The following is a 13567-nucleotide window of genomic DNA, read 5'->3' on the forward strand; positions in this document are numbered from 1 at the left end:
TGATGCCGCGCTACAAGCTCCTCATCGAATATGACGGCACCTCGTTCTGCGGCTGGCAGATCCAGGCCGGCCAGCCCACCGTGCAGGGGGTGCTGGCGGAGGCGTTCGCGCGCTTCTGTGGCGAGAGCGTGCATGTGGCCGGCGCGGGGCGCACCGATGCGGGGGTTCACGCCACCGGCCAGGTGGCCCATGTGGATCTGACGCGCCACTGGCGCGCCGACACGGTGCGCGATGCCATGACCGCGCAATTGCGGCCCCACCCCGTGGCCGTGCTTCATGCCGAGCAGGTGGCGGACAGTTTCGATGCGCGCTTTTCCGCCGTGCGGCGGCACTATCTTTATCGCATCGTCAACCGCCGGCCCGATCTGGCGCTCGATCGCAACCGGGCCTGGCGTGTGCCGCAGCGGCTGGATGCGCGGGCCATGCACGTGGCGGCGCAGCGCCTGCTGGGCAAGCATGACTTCACCACCTTCCGCGCCGCCGAATGCCAGGCCGCATCGCCGGTGAAGACGCTGGACCAGCTGGACGTGACGCAGCAGGGTGACGAGATTCGCATTGTCACCTCGGCTCGGTCCTTCCTGCATCATCAGGTGCGTTCCATGGTGGGGTCGCTGATGCGGGTGGGGGAGGGGCGCTGGAGCGCGGACAATCTCGAGGCTGCGCTGCTGGCGGCGGATCGGGCGCGCTGCGGCCCCATGGCGCCGGCCTGCGGCCTCTATCTGGCGGCGGTAGGCTATTGATGAGCGTGGTGGCGATGCCACAGGTCCGGTGGGATAGTGGCGCGGCGGTGACCTCCGCCATATTGCCGACGGAAAAGACCGATACCGCGGTCAGATCCTTGAGGCGTGCCGCGGGCGGCGGGCATGGCGCGAGCGGGTCGAGGAGGGCGAAGCGCCCGCGCGAGGGGCGCCAGGGCCCTTGGTCCGCGCCTGGAGGGAGACGCCGTGCGGACGGCGGTGAAGGGGGCGAAGGTCTCGGCGGCGCGTGGCGCCGAGGGGTCGCCTTGAGCGGGTCTCTACGCTACGTGGCTCCGGCGGCGGGTGTGGAAGGCGGGGTTCACACAGAGACTTGGCGATTTTCGCGTTTCCTTGAGCCGTGAAAATGCCTAGAAGAGCGGCGCCATCGGCGCGGGACGGAACCTGATCGTGATGACACTCATCAACGAAGCGCGGCGCATGTACGCGATCGTCAAGGCCAAGGGTTGGGCGATGGGCCTCGCCCTGATGCTGGTCAGCGGCACCCTGCTGGCCGGCTGCGCCAGCGACAAGGATGACGTGATCGCCCCCGACGAGCCGGCGGAGAAGATCTACAACGAGGGCCTGACCCTGCTGCGGCGTCAGCAGCCGGACAAGGCCGCCAAGCGCTTCGAGGACGTGGATCGTACCCATCCCTATTCGGAATGGGCACGTAAGTCCTTGATCATGACAACCTATTCCTATTTCGAAGCGGGCAAGTACGACGAGGCCATCGCCGCCGGCCGGCGCTATGTCTCGCTCTATCCCGGCTCGCCCGATGCCGCCTATGCGCAGTATCTGGTGGCGTCCTCGCTTTATGAGAACATCCCCGACATCACCCGCGACCAGCAGAAGACCCGCCAGGCCCTCGATGCCTTGGAAGAGGTGATCCGCAAGTATCCCAATACGGAATATGCGGCCACCGCCAAGAAGAAGATCGAGGTGGCGCGCGACCAGCTGGCCGGCAAGGAAATGATGATCGGCCGTTATTATCTGGAGCAGCGCAACTACACCGGTGCCATCAATCGCTTCAAGGTGGTGGTGACGCAGTACCAGACGACCCGCCAGGTGGAAGAGGCGCTGTTCCGCCTCACCGAGGCCTATATGGCGCTCGGCGTGGTGAACGAGGCGCAGACGGCGGCCGCGGTTCTGGGCTACAATTTCCCCGATAGCCGGTGGTATAAGGACGCCTACAAGCTGGTTCAGTCCAAGGGGCTGGAGCCGCAGGAAAACAAGGCGTCCTGGATCAGCCAGGCGTTCAAGAAGATGGGACTCGGCTGATCCTCCATGCTGGCATCGCTCTCGATCCGGGACATCGTCCTTATCGAGAAGCTCGATCTCACCTTGTCGGACGGGATGACCGTCCTCACCGGTGAGACGGGGGCGGGCAAATCCATTCTGCTCGATTCGGTCTCGCTCGCCCTGGGCGGGCGGGGCGACGGCGCCTTGGTGCGTCACGGCCAGTCCAAGGGCCAGGTGACGCTCGCCTTCGATTTGACGCCGGAACATCCCGCCCATGCGGTGCTGGCGGCGGCCGAGCTGCCCGACGAGGATCAACTGGTGATCCGCCGCATTCAGATGGCGGACGGGCGCACCCGCGCCACCGTCAATGGTGAAGCCGTGAGCGTGCAGACCCTGCGTACCCTGGGCGCCAGCCTGGTGGAGCTGCACGGTCAGCATGCCGACCGGGCGCTGGTGGACCCGACCCTGCACCGCACGCTGCTCGATGCCTTTGGCAGCGTCGGCGCGGATGTGGCGGAGGTGGGGCAGCGTTGGCGGGTGTGGCGCGCCGCGCGGGAGGCCGCCCGCGAGGAGCGGGGCCGGCTCGCGGAGGCGGAAAAGGAAGCCGATTTCGTCCGCCATGCGGTGGAGGAGCTGCAGGCGCTGGGGCCGGAGGCGGGCGAGGAAGCGGCCTTGTCGGAGCGGCGCACCGCCATGATGCGGGCGGAGAAGATCGCCGCCGACCTGTCCGAGGCGCTGGACGCGGTGGGCGGCGGCAGCTCGCCCATTCCCTCCCTTTCGGCGGCGGTGCGCCGCCTGGAACGCCGGGCCGGCGAGGCGCAGGACGTCATCCGCCCGGCGGTGGAGGCCATCGACCAGGCGCTTGATGCGCTGGAGCAGGCGCGGGGCCATCTGGAAAGCGCGCTGGCCGAGGCGGATTTCGAGCCGCGGGAGCTGGAGCGGATCGAAGAGCGGCTGTTCGCCCTGCGGGCGGCGGGCCGCAAATATGCGGTGACGCCCGATGCGCTGCCGGAGGTGGCGGCGCGCTTTGTGGCGCAGCTGGAGCATCTCGACCAGTCGGAGGCCCGGCTGGCGCGCCTCGACGCGGCGGCGGCCGAGGCGGAGGCGACCTATCACCAGGCCGCGACGGGGCTTTCGGCGGCGCGACACGCGGCGGCCGCGGCCCTCGACGCCGCCGTGGGCGCCGAACTGCCGCCGCTCAAGCTGGAGCGCGCCGAATTCCTCACCAAGGTGAGCGGGGACGCGCAGACCGCCGGGCCGGAGGGCTATGACGCGGTGGAATTCTGGGTGCGCACCAATCCGGGCAGCCGGCCGGGACCGCTGATGAAGGTGGCCTCCGGCGGTGAGCTTGCCCGCTTCCTGTTGGCACTCAAGGTGGTGCTGGCGGATCGCGGCTCCGCCCCGACGCTCATTTTCGACGAGATCGACACCGGCGTGGGCGGGGCGGTGGCCGATGCCATCGGCCAGCGGCTGGCCCGGCTCTCCGCGCGGGTCCAGGTCTTGTGCGTGACCCATGCCCCGCAGGTGGCGGCGCGTGCGCACCATCATCTGCTGATCGCCAAGGCGCCGGCACCGGCGGAGGTGGGCGAGGATGCCGCCGCCGAGGCGCCGGTGACCACGCGCGTCGCCGCGTTGAACCCGGCCTCGCGGCGCGAGGAGATTGCCCGCATGCTGGCCGGCGCCACGGTCACCAGTGAGGCGCGCGCGGCGGCCGAGAGGCTGCTGAAGACCCCGCGCTGAGCGGGCGCCGGGTGGGGCGAATCAATCGAACGAGGGCTTGCCCTGCCGCAGGCTTTTCACCTCGCCCCGGCGCGCCTTGGCGGCCAGGCGGCGCTGCTTGGAGCCGAGGGTAGGGCGGGTGGCGCGGCGCACCGGCGCCACTTCGGTGGCGCTGCGGATGAGCTCAACCAGACGGCCGATGGCGTCCTCGCGGTTGCGCTCCTGGGTTCGGAAGCGCTGGGCCTGGATGAGAATGTCGCCATCCTGGGTAAGCCGGCGGCCGGCGAGGCGGGCGAGGCGCTCCTTCACCCGCTCGGGCAGGTCGGCGGAGCGGGCCATGTGAAAGCGCAGCTGCACCGCGCTCGACACCTTGTTCACATTCTGCCCGCCGGGGCCTGAGGCACGCACGAAGGCGAACTCGATGTCGTCCTCGGAAATGGAGAGGCGGGCGGTAATCTCGATCATGACACATCCGGCGCGTGGTGGCGCACGATACTGCGGCGCGGCGGCGAAGGAAACGCCGCGCCGTGCGCCGCCGGCGGCCTCAGATGGCGTGGCGGTTTGCGGTGGGGCCGAAATGCTCCACATAGCGGGCGCTGATGACCGAGACCGGCAGGATCACGAGAACGTCCGTCGTCCCGAACTGATGGTCCACGACGGCGCCGTCCCCCACGAAACCGCCGAGCCGGAGGTAGCCCTTGATCATGGGCGGCAGCGCCTGCAACGCCGCCTTGGGCGAAATCGCCTCTTTGGCCATGCGGTTCATATCCACGTAGCGGCCGGGCACCGCGTGGGTGCGCCACTCCTGTGGTGCGAGGGCGTTGTGATGCAGGAAGGAGAGCGGCAACGCCAGGGCGTCAGGATCGGTGCCCTCCAGGCTGGCGCAGCCGAACATCACGTCGATCTTGTTGCGCAGGATGTAGGTCCACACCCCGTGCCACAGCAGCTCCACCGTGCGCTTGTTTCGATAGGGCTTCAGCACGCAGGAGCGGCCCAGCTCCAGGAAGCGGAGTTGGGGATGGGCGGCGATCATGCGCGCCACGTCGAACTCGCTCTGGGTGTAGAAGCCGCCGTGCCGGACCGCCACGTCCTGCCGCAGCAGCCGGTAGGTGCCCACGACCTTGGGCTGGCGGCGGCCGAACACCACCTTGCCGGCATCATGGTCCAGCACCAGCAGGTGCTCACAGATGGCGTCGAAACTGTCCATGTCGCGGCGCGCGATCCGCGCGGCGGCATCGGGGACCGCCGACATTTCCTCGTAGAACACCTTGTAGCGCAGGCGCTGGGCGCGGCGCACATCCCGCGCGGTGCGGGCGAGGCGCACCTCCAGCGCGCCGAGGCGGCCGAGGGCGAGGGAATCATCGCCCGGCGGCAACGCCTCGCGGTGGCGGATGCCGGAATAGGCGCGCAGGTCGGCGACGAGCTTCTGCGGCGCGGGCCAGGCGGGCCGGCCCGGCTCGGGCGCGCCGAACAGGAGGGGCGCCGCCGTCGCACGGTCGAACAGGGGCCCGCCCTGATTGGTCACGCCGTCGGCCGGGCGCAGGCCGGGCCAGCGGGCGAAGCTCTCCTTCGCCAGGTCAAGGCCGCCGCGCGCCACATCCAAGCTGCGGCCCACCAGGGCCGGCAGATTGAAGCCGGGCTCCATGTCTCCGATGCGCTTCATACAACGAGCCTCCCCCCCGAGACGCCGCTGGTGATGAGCCTGTCATCTTGCGGGCCGCTCACCCATCGACCTTCGATGCGCGAAGACCCCATGCGCTGGCAGCCTTCACGTCTCCCGCACGAGTTTTGTGACGGTGCGAATGTGAACGTCACATTCACCATAGTTTTCCAACGCCGATGTGACAATGGCGTCACCTGCCAGACAGCCATCTGTGATAACAGGCTTTCTTAAGGATAGGTCGAGATTTCGCCATGGCGCGGATGTGAGCAGGCCGTCAAATCTGGCTTTATCGGCTGCGACCGCGACGGCAGGCGCTGCGCCTCTGCGCTCGCGGCATTGGGGGAAGAGATGAAGGCACGTCTTGTCGCGGCGGCACTGGCCGCGCTGGTGGTCACGGGCGTCCATGAGGCGAGCGCGCAGCCGCAGCCCACGGCGGTGGAGCAGGTGACCATCGCCGGCGTGGGCACGGTGCCGGTGCGGGTGTTCCGGGCGCAGTTCGTCTCCGCCGATCCCGCCACCCGGCGGGTGGTGCTGGAACTGCCCAATGGCCGGCGCTGGGCGGTGATCGCGCCGCTGATCGTCGGGGACCTGAGCGCCTTCCAGAACGGCCAGCGTCTGCTCATCCGCGTGGTGCCCGGCGTGGTCACTGGCCTTGGCAAGGCCCGCCAGGGCACGCCCGGCGAGGTTCTGAGCGAGGTGGCCATCAACGACGGCCTGCCGGGCTGGCCGGAAGGCTTCGGCGTGCGTGCGGTGACGCTGACCACCATCTTCGTGGACGTGAACAAGCAGGCCGGCACCGTGACCTTCGAGGGGCCGGAAGGCGGCGTGCGGACCATGCGCGCGGTGGACCCCAAGGTTCTGGCGGATCTGCAGCAGGTGGAGCCGGGCGACCTGTCCCAGATCAGCTATCTGGAAGGCATCGCCATCAACGCCGAGTGAGCGGGCGCACCCGCTCAGCCGTGTCATCCCTGCCTCCGGCGCACGCTCGGCGCCCGGAGGCAGCGGAGGTCTGCGGGGGGTGCCCGACGCCTCCAGGGCGCCCGCACTATGCAGCGGCGCGCGGGCGTTCAGCCGCCGCGCGATAGGCGAGGGCCTCCGCCAGATGGCGGCGCCCCACGCCATCGGCGCCGTCGAGATCGGCCAGGGTGCGGGCCACCTTCAGCACGCGGTGATAGCCGCGGGCGGTGAGGCGCATGGCATCGGCGGCGTCGCGCAGCAGGGTCGCCCCCGCGGCGTCGGGCGTCGCCACCTCTTCCAGCAGGGGGCCGGAGGCCTCCGCATTGGTGCGCACGTCCGGCCGACCCAAAGCGATGTAGCGCTCGCGCTGGATCTCCCGGGCCATGGCCACCCGCGCCCCCACCTCCCGCGAGCCTTCGGTGGGGGTGGGCAGCACCAGGTCGGAGGCGCTCACCGCCGGCACCTCCAGATGAAGGTCGATGCGGTCGAGGAAGGGGCCGGACAGGCGGGCCTGATATTCATCGGCGCAGCGCGGGCCCCGCTTGCAGGTGTAGCCCGGTTCCCCCGCCCGCCCGCAGCGGCACGGGTTCATGGCGGCGATCAGCTGGAAGCGGGCCGGATAGGTCACCCGATGGTTGGCGCGGGCGATGAGCACTTCGCCGCTCTCCAGCGGCTGGCGCAGGGAATCGAGCACCTGGGGCGAGAATTCCGGCAGTTCGTCGAGGAACAGCACGCCGTTGTGGGCCAGCGAGACCTCCCCCGGCCGCGCCTTGGCGCCGCCGCCCACCATGGCGGCCATGCTGGCGGAGTGATGGGGCGCGCGGAACGGCCGCCGGCTCACCAGCGCCCCGTCGTCGATGGCGCCCGCCACCGAGGCGATCATGGAAACATCCAGCATCTCCGCCGGTGACAAGGCTGGCAGGATGGAGGGCAGACGCTGGGCCAGCATGGATTTGCCGGCGCCCGGCGGGCCGATGAACAGGAGATTGTGTCCACCGGCCGCGGCCACCTCCAGCGCCCGCTTGGCGGTCTCCTGACCCTTCACGTCCCTGAGGTCGAGGGCGATGGCCCCGCTCTCCTTCATGCGCGGCTCGGGGCGGGTCATCAGCTGTCGTCCGCTCATATGGTTGGCAAGCTGGATCAGGGAGTCGGGGGCCAGGATCTCCATCTCGGGGCTGGCCCAGGCGGCCTCGGCGCCGCAGGGCGCGGGGCAGATGAGGCCATGGCCACGGGCGTTGGCGCCGATGGCGGCGGGCAGCACCCCCGCCACCGCGGCGATGGTGCCATCGAGGGCAAGCTCCCCCACCACCGTGAAGCCCAGCAGCGCATCGGCCGGAATGGCGCCGATGGCGGCCATCAGCCCCAAGGCGATGGGCAGGTCATAATGGGAGCCTTCCTTGGGCAGGTCGGCGGGGGCGAGGTTGATGGTGATGCGCCGCGCCGGCAGCGCGAGCCCTGAGGCGATCAGGGCCGCGCGCACCCGTTCCCGGGCCTCGCTCACCGCCTTGTCGGGCAGGCCGACGATGGTGAAGGCAGGCAGGCCGGAGGCCACGTGCACCTGCACATCCACCGGGCGCGCCTCCACCCCCGCGAACGCCACCGTCGCCACCCGCTGGATCACCGCTGGCCCCCTGTTCAGCCGTGGATTGCAAAAAGCCTAGCCGAGGGTCCCGTTGCGCGCAAGAACGAAATGGGAACGTTGGCGTCCCCCCGCCGCACCGGCGTGGCCGTCGCCGATATTCGGCAATTGGCGCTTGAAGCCGCCGCGGCGGGCTGCCAGACCTGGAGGCGACCTGGAGGCGCGCGGGACGAGGAGGGCGGACAATGGCGGCGACGCGGTTCCGGTTCGTGGTGGTGCTGTTGCTGTTCGCCATCACGGTGGTGAACTATATCGACCGGGCGGCCATCGCCTATGCCATTCCGCTGATGGAGCAATCCCTCGGCCTGTCGAAGTTCGATGCCGGCACCATCCTCGGCGCCTTCGGCCTCGGCTATGCCATCACCACCCTGCTCAGCGGCTTTGCCGTAGACCGCTGGGGCGCGCGCATCGTGCTGGCGGTGGCGGCGGTGCTGTGGAGCCTCTCCATCGGCCTCACGGGGGCGGCCACCGGCTTTGCCGCCCTTTATGCGGCACGGGTGCTGCTGGGGGTGGCCGAGGGGCCGAACTTTCCCGCCCTCACCGGCGCGGTGAGCCGCTGGCTGCCGCCCCAGGAGCAGGCGCGCGCGCTGGCTTATGCGCTGGTCTCGGTACCGTTGGCGCTGGCCATCGGCGGGCCCATCGTCACGCAGCTGCTGGCGGTGCTCGACTGGCGCTGGACCTTCGGCGTGCTGTTCCTCATCTCGGTGGCCTGGGTGCCGCTCTGGGTGATGCTGTTCCGCAATGATCCGGCCCAGTCGCGCCATGTGAATGCGGAGGAACTGGCCCGCATCCGCGCCGGCGCGCCGGCGGCCCCTGCCGGCCATGCGGGCGGGGGCGGGGTGGTGCGGGTGCTGCTCACCAATCCGACCCTGGTGGTGAATTACTGGGCCTTCTTCGTGTTCGGCTATTTCCTGTTCTTCTTCATGACCTGGCTGCCGAGCTACCTGCACCAGGCCTATGGGCTGGATCTCACCACCGTGGGCGCCTTCACCGTACTGCCGTGGCTGGCGGCGGCGGTGGTGCTGTGGGCGCTGGGCCATTGGTCCGATCACCTGTTGAAGACGACGGGGCGGCTGCGGGTGGCGCGCTCCTACCTCATTGCCGGCACCCAGTTCATCGCCGCGCTGGCGGTGCTGCCGGTGGCGTTCGGGGTGAGCCTGCCGGTGGCGGTGGCCTGCATCACCGTGGCGGTGGCGGCCTCCATGGGGGCCAACGCGGCCTATTATGCGGTGAATGTGGATATCGTGCCGCAGCGGGCGGCCACCGCCCTCGGCATCATGGATTTCGGCTTCGCGCTGGCCGGCTTCCTGGCGCCGGCGCTCACCGGCTGGGTGCTGCATCTGCGCGGCTCGTTCGCCGACGGCTTCCTGCTGATGGCGGCGCTGGGGGCCTCCTCGGTGGTGCTGGTGCTTCTCTTCCACCATCCCGACCGCGATCGCGCCGCGTCCTGACCGATCGTGATCTTGCTCCGCGCCGGTGGATCTGCCACCCAGGGGCACGAACCACAGGGAGGACGCCATGACCGCCGAAGCCAAACGCAGCGTCAACGTGCAGGATCTGGTGGCGCAGCAGTTCGGGCCGCAGGCCGCGGCTTATGTGGCGAGCGCCGTGCACGCCCAGGGTGCTGATCTCGAGGCCTTCGCCGCGCTGATGCAGCGCGAGCAGCCGGCCCGCCTGCTGGATCTGGGCTGCGGCGGCGGCCATGTGAGCTTCACCGCCGCGCCTTTCGCGGGCGAGGTGGTGGCCTATGACCTGTCCGACGCCATGCTGGCGGCGGTGCGGGGCGAGGCCGCGCGGCGGGGCCTTGCCAACATCACCACCACCCAGGGTGTGGCCGAGAGCCTGCCGTTTCCCGATGCCGCCTTCGATGCCGTGGCCTCGCGCTACAGCGCCCACCATTGGCGCAGCCTGGAGGCGGGCCTCGCCGAGGCGCGGCGGGTGCTGAAAGAGGGCGGACGGGCGGTGTTCATGGATGTGATGGCGCCGGACTGGCCAGCGGCCGACAGCTTTCTGCAGACCGTCGAATTGCTGCGTGATCCCTCCCACGGCCGGGATTTCTCCCGGGCTGAATGGGAGCAGCGCCTGCGGGCGGCCGGCTTCGCGCTGGAGGCGGTGACGCCGCGGCGGCTCCGGCTGGAGTTTGCCTCCTGGGTGGCGCGCATCCGCACGCCGGAGCTTTATGTGTCGGCCATCCGCGCCCTGCAGCAGGGGGCGAGCGCGGATGTGGCCCGGCATTTCGAGATCGAGCCCGACGGCACCTTCACCTTCGACACGCTGACGGTGGTGGCGCAGGCCGCCTGAGCCCTATTTCTTCTCCAGCAGCAGCTGACCTTCCTTGTGGATCAGGGCTTTGGCCTTCTGCGCCATGAGGTTCAGCAGGAACGGCAGTTCCACCGACAGGTGCACCGCCTCTTCCGCCACATCGAGGGTGCCGGCGGCCTTCTGGCCCAGAACGACGATCTGGAACTCCAGATGGTCGCCGGTCCAGGTCTCCTCCACCAAAGTGACGTGGCGGGCGAAGCGGGTGCGCACGGTGGAGAGCCCCGCCTGCAGGCGGCGGGTCGCCTCGGCGCGGCCGAGGCGGTGGGGCACCGAGGCGGTGAAAGGCTGGGCCATTCAAGTCTCCGCGGAGCTGGTGGGTCAGTCCGGCTTGCTGTGGCGGATGGCGCCGGTCATGGGGTCGATGTCGGCCTCGGTGCGGGCGCCGGCGCGGTCGGTGAGCTCCACCTCATAGCCGGTGGCCTCCGCCTCGATCTTGCGCACCATATAGCCCTGGCCCTCCAGATGGCGGGCGATCTGCGCCACCGTCAGCCACTGGTCGGGCAGGGGGCCGGCGCGGCCGTCCATCTTGGTGGAGAGGAAGGCGGCGCTCACCGGATCGATGCGCGCTTCCACCAGGTTGCCCTGTGGGCTCACCAGCTCGGCTTCATAGACCGTGGCCTCGCGCTCCAGCTTCAGCACGTGAAAGCCATTTTCGGCGATATGGGTGGCGATCGCCGCGGTGGAGCGGCCGGGCGCTGGCGTCTGCGCCCATGCCGGCAGCGTCAGCGGAGCTGTCAGGGCGAGCGCGACGGCGAAGGCGCGCACGGTGGGCGCGCGCCAATAGGCATGTCGATGGCGTGTCATGGGCGGCCTCCTCAGGCGCGGCGCTTGTCCTCGATCTTGTCCCAGATCTGCGCGGCGATATCAGGGCCGCCCAGGCGCTTGATGGCGCGCAGGCCGGTGGGCGAGGTCACGTTGATCTCGGTGAGGTTGCCGTCGATCACGTCGATGCCCACGAAGATGAGGCCCATGGCCTTCAGCGAGGGACCGATGCGGGCGCAGATCTCCAGCTCGCGGTCGGTGAGATCGGTGGGGCGGGCGGCGCCGCCGCGCACCATGTTGGAGCGCAGGTCGCCCTCATTGGGCACCCGGTTCACGGCGCCGGCGGCCTCGCCATCCACCAGGATGATGCGCTTGTCGCCATGCTTCACCGCCGGCAGGAAGCGCTGCACCACCCAGGGCTCGCGGAAGGTGACCGAGAACAGGTCATAGAGCGAGCCGAAATTGAGGTCGTCGGCGGTGAGGCGGAACACGGCGGCGCCGCCATTGCCATAGAGCGGCTTCATCACAACGTCGCCATGCTCGGCGCGGAACGCCTTGATCTCATCGAGGTCGCGGGTGATGAGCGTGGGCGGCATCAATTCGGGGAAGTGGGTGACGAAGATCTTCTCCGGCGCGTTGCGCACATGGGCCGGATCGTTCACCACCAGGGTCTTGGGGTGGATGCGCTCCAGGAAATGGGTGGCGGTGACATAAGCAAGGTCGAACGGGGGATCCTGGCGCATCAGCACCACATCCATCTCGCCGAGGGGCACGCGCCGCTTTTCGCCCAAGGTGAAATGGGCGCCGGCCTCGTCCTTTACCGTCAGCGGCTCCACCGTGGCATAGAGCGTGCTGCCCGCCAGCGCCATGCGGTCCGGCGTGTAGTGGTAGAGGGTGTGGCCGCGCCGCTGGGCTTCCAGCAGAAGGGCGAAGGTGGAATCGCCGGCGATGTTGATGGTGGCGATGTGGTCCATCTGGACCGCGACCTGAAGGGTCATGGGGATCTCCAGCGCCCGGCTCGGGCTTGTGGCCTTATCTATAGCGTGGCGGCCGCCCCCGCCAGTTCACGCAGGATCAAGGGCAAGTGACGGACCCGTTTCGATCATCCCTCCATCTCGAACGCGCCTTCCAGATGCGTGGGCGCGCCGGAGGGGGTGACCAGGATGGCGTCGAAGCGCATGTCGAGGCCGGCACACTCGGGATGGTCGGCGAGATAGGCCTCAGCGGCGGCGGCGATGCGCCGCTGCTGGCGGCGCAGCAGGGATTCGGCCGCCTGCTCCAGCCGCGCCCGCGCCTTCACCTCGCAGAACACCAGCAGCGTGTCGCGCCGGGCGATGAGGTCGATCTCGCCGGCGGGCGTGCGCACCCGGCGGGCGAGGATGGCGAAGCCCTGCGCCTCCAGGAGCCGCGCCGCCCGCGCTTCAGCCACCAAGCCGCGCTCATAGGTGGCCTTGGCGTGGGCCGCCTTGGCGCGGGCGGGCCGGCTGCCGGCGCCCTCAGGCGTCGTCTTCCGGGTCATCGCGGCTGCCGGCGTTGCGGGCTTCCACCAGAGCGAGGGCGCGGGCATAGACCTCGCGCTTCGGCCGGCCGGTCATGCTGGCCACCGCCGCCACCGCATCCTTGAGGGAGGCTTCATCCAGGGCGCGGGCGAGAGCGGAATCCACCGCATCGTCGCCGGCGGCTTCCTCCAGGGGCGGGCCCACCACCAGCACGATCTCGCCCTTGGGCGGATCCAGCGGGGCATAATGGGCGGCAAGGGCCGCCAGATCGCCGCGCCGCACCTCTTCGAAGGTCTTGGTCAGCTCGCGGCACACCGCCGCCGGGCGCGGGCCGAGGGTCGCGGCCAGATCCGCGAGGCTTTCCGCAAGCCGCGGCCCGCTCTCGTAGAACACCAGGGTGGCGGGCACCTGGGCGAGGGCGGTGATGCGGTTCTTGCGCTGCCCGGCCTTGGGCGGCAGGAAGCCGTCGAACAGGAAACAGTCGGTGGGCAGGCCCGCCGCCACCAGCGCCGCCAGCAGCGCCGAGGCACCGGGCAGGGGATGCACGCGATGCCCCTCCTGCGCCGCCTCCACCACCAGCTTGAAGCCGGGATCGGACACCAGCGGCGTGCCGGCATCGGAGATCAGCGCCACCCGATCACCGGCGGCGAGCCGGGCCAGCAGCTTGGGCCGGGCGCTGGCGCCATTGTGGTCGTGATAGGCGACCAGTGGCGTGGAGATGCCGTAGCGCTCCGTGAGCCGGCGCGAGACCCGCGTGTCCTCGCAGGCGATCACGTCCGCCGCCGCCAGGGTTTCCAGGGCGCGAATGGTGATGTCGCCGAGATTGCCGATGGGGGTGGCCACCACGTGCAGCCCGCCGGCGAGGCTCGGGGCGGTCACGGTCGTGCCGCCGAGGAGGAAGGTGCGCGGATGATCGCCGCGGCCGGCGGCCGGCGCGTGGGCGTGAGGACTGATGGAGCTGCTCATGGGCGGACCATAGCGCCGCGCGGGCGCCGACGGAACGGCTTCCGGCGGCGCCGTTGCGCCCGGG

14 protein-coding genes are annotated in these 13567 nt (G+C 70.1%); 6 read left to right on the forward strand and 8 right to left on the reverse strand.

Annotated elements, in window-relative coordinates; translation table 11 throughout:
- Nucleotides 1–2 precede the first annotated feature (2 nt).
- The 3 genes from truA (at nt 3) to recN (ending at nt 3716) form a co-directional block, all read left to right on the forward strand.
- Nucleotides 3–740, forward strand: coding sequence for a tRNA pseudouridine(38-40) synthase TruA (truA, locus tag ACU4E7_RS11975; RefSeq protein ID WP_238119859.1), 738 nt, complete (start codon nt 3–5; stop codon nt 738–740).
- Nucleotides 741–1148: 408 nt separating this feature from the next.
- Nucleotides 1149–2015: an outer membrane protein assembly factor BamD gene (locus tag ACU4E7_RS11980; RefSeq protein WP_443265941.1), complete on the forward strand. Its 867-nt coding sequence runs from the start codon at nt 1149–1151 to the stop codon at nt 2013–2015.
- Between the two features lie 6 nt (nt 2016–2021).
- Nucleotides 2022–3716 carry a DNA repair protein RecN gene (gene recN / locus ACU4E7_RS11985; protein WP_447018985.1) on the forward strand — a complete coding sequence of 565 codons (1695 nt, stop codon included), beginning with the start codon at nt 2022–2024 and terminating at the stop codon, nt 3714–3716.
- Nucleotides 3717–3737: 21 nt separating this feature from the next.
- On the opposite strand, the gene arfB is transcribed toward recN, so the two are convergent.
- Both arfB and ACU4E7_RS11995 read right to left on the reverse strand, forming a co-directional pair.
- Nucleotides 3738–4160 (reverse strand): alternative ribosome rescue aminoacyl-tRNA hydrolase ArfB, encoded by a 423-nt coding sequence (gene arfB / locus ACU4E7_RS11990; RefSeq protein ID WP_447018986.1) that lies wholly within the window; start codon nt 4158–4160, stop codon nt 3738–3740.
- A 79-nt stretch (nt 4161–4239) separates the two neighbouring features.
- Nucleotides 4240–5358, reverse strand: a complete 1119-nt coding sequence (locus ACU4E7_RS11995) for a GNAT family N-acyltransferase (RefSeq protein WP_447018987.1) — start codon at nt 5356–5358, stop codon at nt 4240–4242.
- Nucleotides 5359–5706: 348 nt separating this feature from the next.
- Between ACU4E7_RS11995 and ACU4E7_RS12000 the strand changes: the two genes are divergently transcribed.
- Nucleotides 5707–6297 (forward strand): hypothetical protein, encoded by a 591-nt coding sequence (locus ACU4E7_RS12000; protein ID WP_447018988.1) that lies wholly within the window; start codon nt 5707–5709, stop codon nt 6295–6297.
- A 106-nt stretch (nt 6298–6403) separates the two neighbouring features.
- On the opposite strand, the gene ACU4E7_RS12005 is transcribed toward ACU4E7_RS12000, so the two are convergent.
- Nucleotides 6404–7936: a YifB family Mg chelatase-like AAA ATPase gene (locus ACU4E7_RS12005; RefSeq protein ID WP_447018989.1), complete on the reverse strand. Its 1533-nt coding sequence runs from the start codon at nt 7934–7936 to the stop codon at nt 6404–6406.
- A gap of 203 nt (nt 7937–8139) precedes the next feature.
- Between ACU4E7_RS12005 and ACU4E7_RS12010 the strand changes: the two genes are divergently transcribed.
- Together ACU4E7_RS12010 and ACU4E7_RS12015 are read left to right on the forward strand one after the other, a co-directional pair.
- Nucleotides 8140–9405 carry an MFS transporter gene (locus ACU4E7_RS12010; RefSeq protein WP_447018990.1) on the forward strand — a complete coding sequence of 422 codons (1266 nt, stop codon included), beginning with the start codon at nt 8140–8142 and terminating at the stop codon, nt 9403–9405.
- Between the two features lie 67 nt (nt 9406–9472).
- Nucleotides 9473–10255, forward strand: coding sequence for a class I SAM-dependent methyltransferase (locus ACU4E7_RS12015; protein WP_447018991.1), 783 nt, complete (start codon nt 9473–9475; stop codon nt 10253–10255).
- A 3-nt stretch (nt 10256–10258) separates the two neighbouring features.
- Here the strand turns inward: ACU4E7_RS12015 and ACU4E7_RS12020 are convergent, their stop codons facing one another.
- The 5 genes from ACU4E7_RS12020 to rsmI form a co-directional block, all read right to left on the reverse strand.
- The gene (locus ACU4E7_RS12020) at nt 10259–10570 is read right to left on the reverse strand and encodes a polyhydroxyalkanoic acid system family protein (RefSeq protein WP_238119867.1); all 312 of its coding nucleotides are present in this window, start codon (nt 10568–10570) and stop codon (nt 10259–10261) included.
- A 24-nt stretch (nt 10571–10594) separates the two neighbouring features.
- On the reverse strand, nt 10595–11080 hold the full coding sequence (locus ACU4E7_RS12025) for a PepSY domain-containing protein (RefSeq protein ID WP_447018992.1): 486 nt from the start codon (nt 11078–11080) through the stop codon (nt 10595–10597).
- An 11-nt stretch (nt 11081–11091) separates the two neighbouring features.
- Nucleotides 11092–12036, reverse strand: coding sequence for a glutathione synthase (gshB, locus tag ACU4E7_RS12030; protein WP_238119869.1), 945 nt, complete (start codon nt 12034–12036; stop codon nt 11092–11094).
- Between the two features lie 104 nt (nt 12037–12140).
- On the reverse strand, nt 12141–12557 hold the full coding sequence (locus tag ACU4E7_RS12035) for a YraN family protein (protein ID WP_447018993.1): 417 nt from the start codon (nt 12555–12557) through the stop codon (nt 12141–12143).
- Complete coding sequence (rsmI, locus tag ACU4E7_RS12040; protein ID WP_238119871.1) at nt 12535–13503, reverse strand: 16S rRNA (cytidine(1402)-2'-O)-methyltransferase; 969 nt, start codon at nt 13501–13503, stop codon at nt 12535–12537. Before rsmI ends, ACU4E7_RS12035 begins: the two co-directional genes overlap by 23 nt.
- Nucleotides 13504–13567 lie beyond the last annotated feature (64 nt).

The organism is Xanthobacter sp. ZOL 2024 (assembly GCF_052932325.1).

Bases quoted from the DNA above. Each gene is read 5' to 3' on its own strand.
- ACU4E7_RS11980 (WP_443265941.1), top strand. From the start codon at position 1,149: ATGACACTCATCAACGAAGCGCGGCGCATGTACGCGATCGTCAAGGCC.
- arfB (WP_447018986.1), bottom strand. From the start codon at position 4,160: ATGATCGAGATTACCGCCCGCCTCTCCATTTCCGAGGACGACATCGAG.
- ACU4E7_RS11995 (WP_447018987.1), bottom strand. From the start codon at position 5,358: ATGAAGCGCATCGGAGACATGGAGCCCGGCTTCAATCTGCCGGCCCTG.
- rsmI (WP_238119871.1), bottom strand. From the start codon at position 13,503: ATGAGCAGCTCCATCAGTCCTCACGCCCACGCGCCGGCCGCCGGCCGC.
- gshB (WP_238119869.1), bottom strand. From the start codon at position 12,036: ATGACCCTTCAGGTCGCGGTCCAGATGGACCACATCGCCACCATCAAC.
- ACU4E7_RS12025 (WP_447018992.1), bottom strand. From the start codon at position 11,080: ATGACACGCCATCGACATGCCTATTGGCGCGCGCCCACCGTGCGCGCC.
- ACU4E7_RS12015 (WP_447018991.1), top strand. From the start codon at position 9,473: ATGACCGCCGAAGCCAAACGCAGCGTCAACGTGCAGGATCTGGTGGCG.
- ACU4E7_RS12035 (WP_447018993.1), bottom strand. From the start codon at position 12,557: ATGACCCGGAAGACGACGCCTGAGGGCGCCGGCAGCCGGCCCGCCCGC.
- truA (WP_238119859.1), top strand. From the start codon at position 3: ATGCCGCGCTACAAGCTCCTCATCGAATATGACGGCACCTCGTTCTGC.
- recN (WP_447018985.1), top strand. From the start codon at position 2,022: ATGCTGGCATCGCTCTCGATCCGGGACATCGTCCTTATCGAGAAGCTC.
- ACU4E7_RS12010 (WP_447018990.1), top strand. From the start codon at position 8,140: ATGGCGGCGACGCGGTTCCGGTTCGTGGTGGTGCTGTTGCTGTTCGCC.
- ACU4E7_RS12000 (WP_447018988.1), top strand. From the start codon at position 5,707: ATGAAGGCACGTCTTGTCGCGGCGGCACTGGCCGCGCTGGTGGTCACG.
- ACU4E7_RS12020 (WP_238119867.1), bottom strand. From the start codon at position 10,570: ATGGCCCAGCCTTTCACCGCCTCGGTGCCCCACCGCCTCGGCCGCGCC.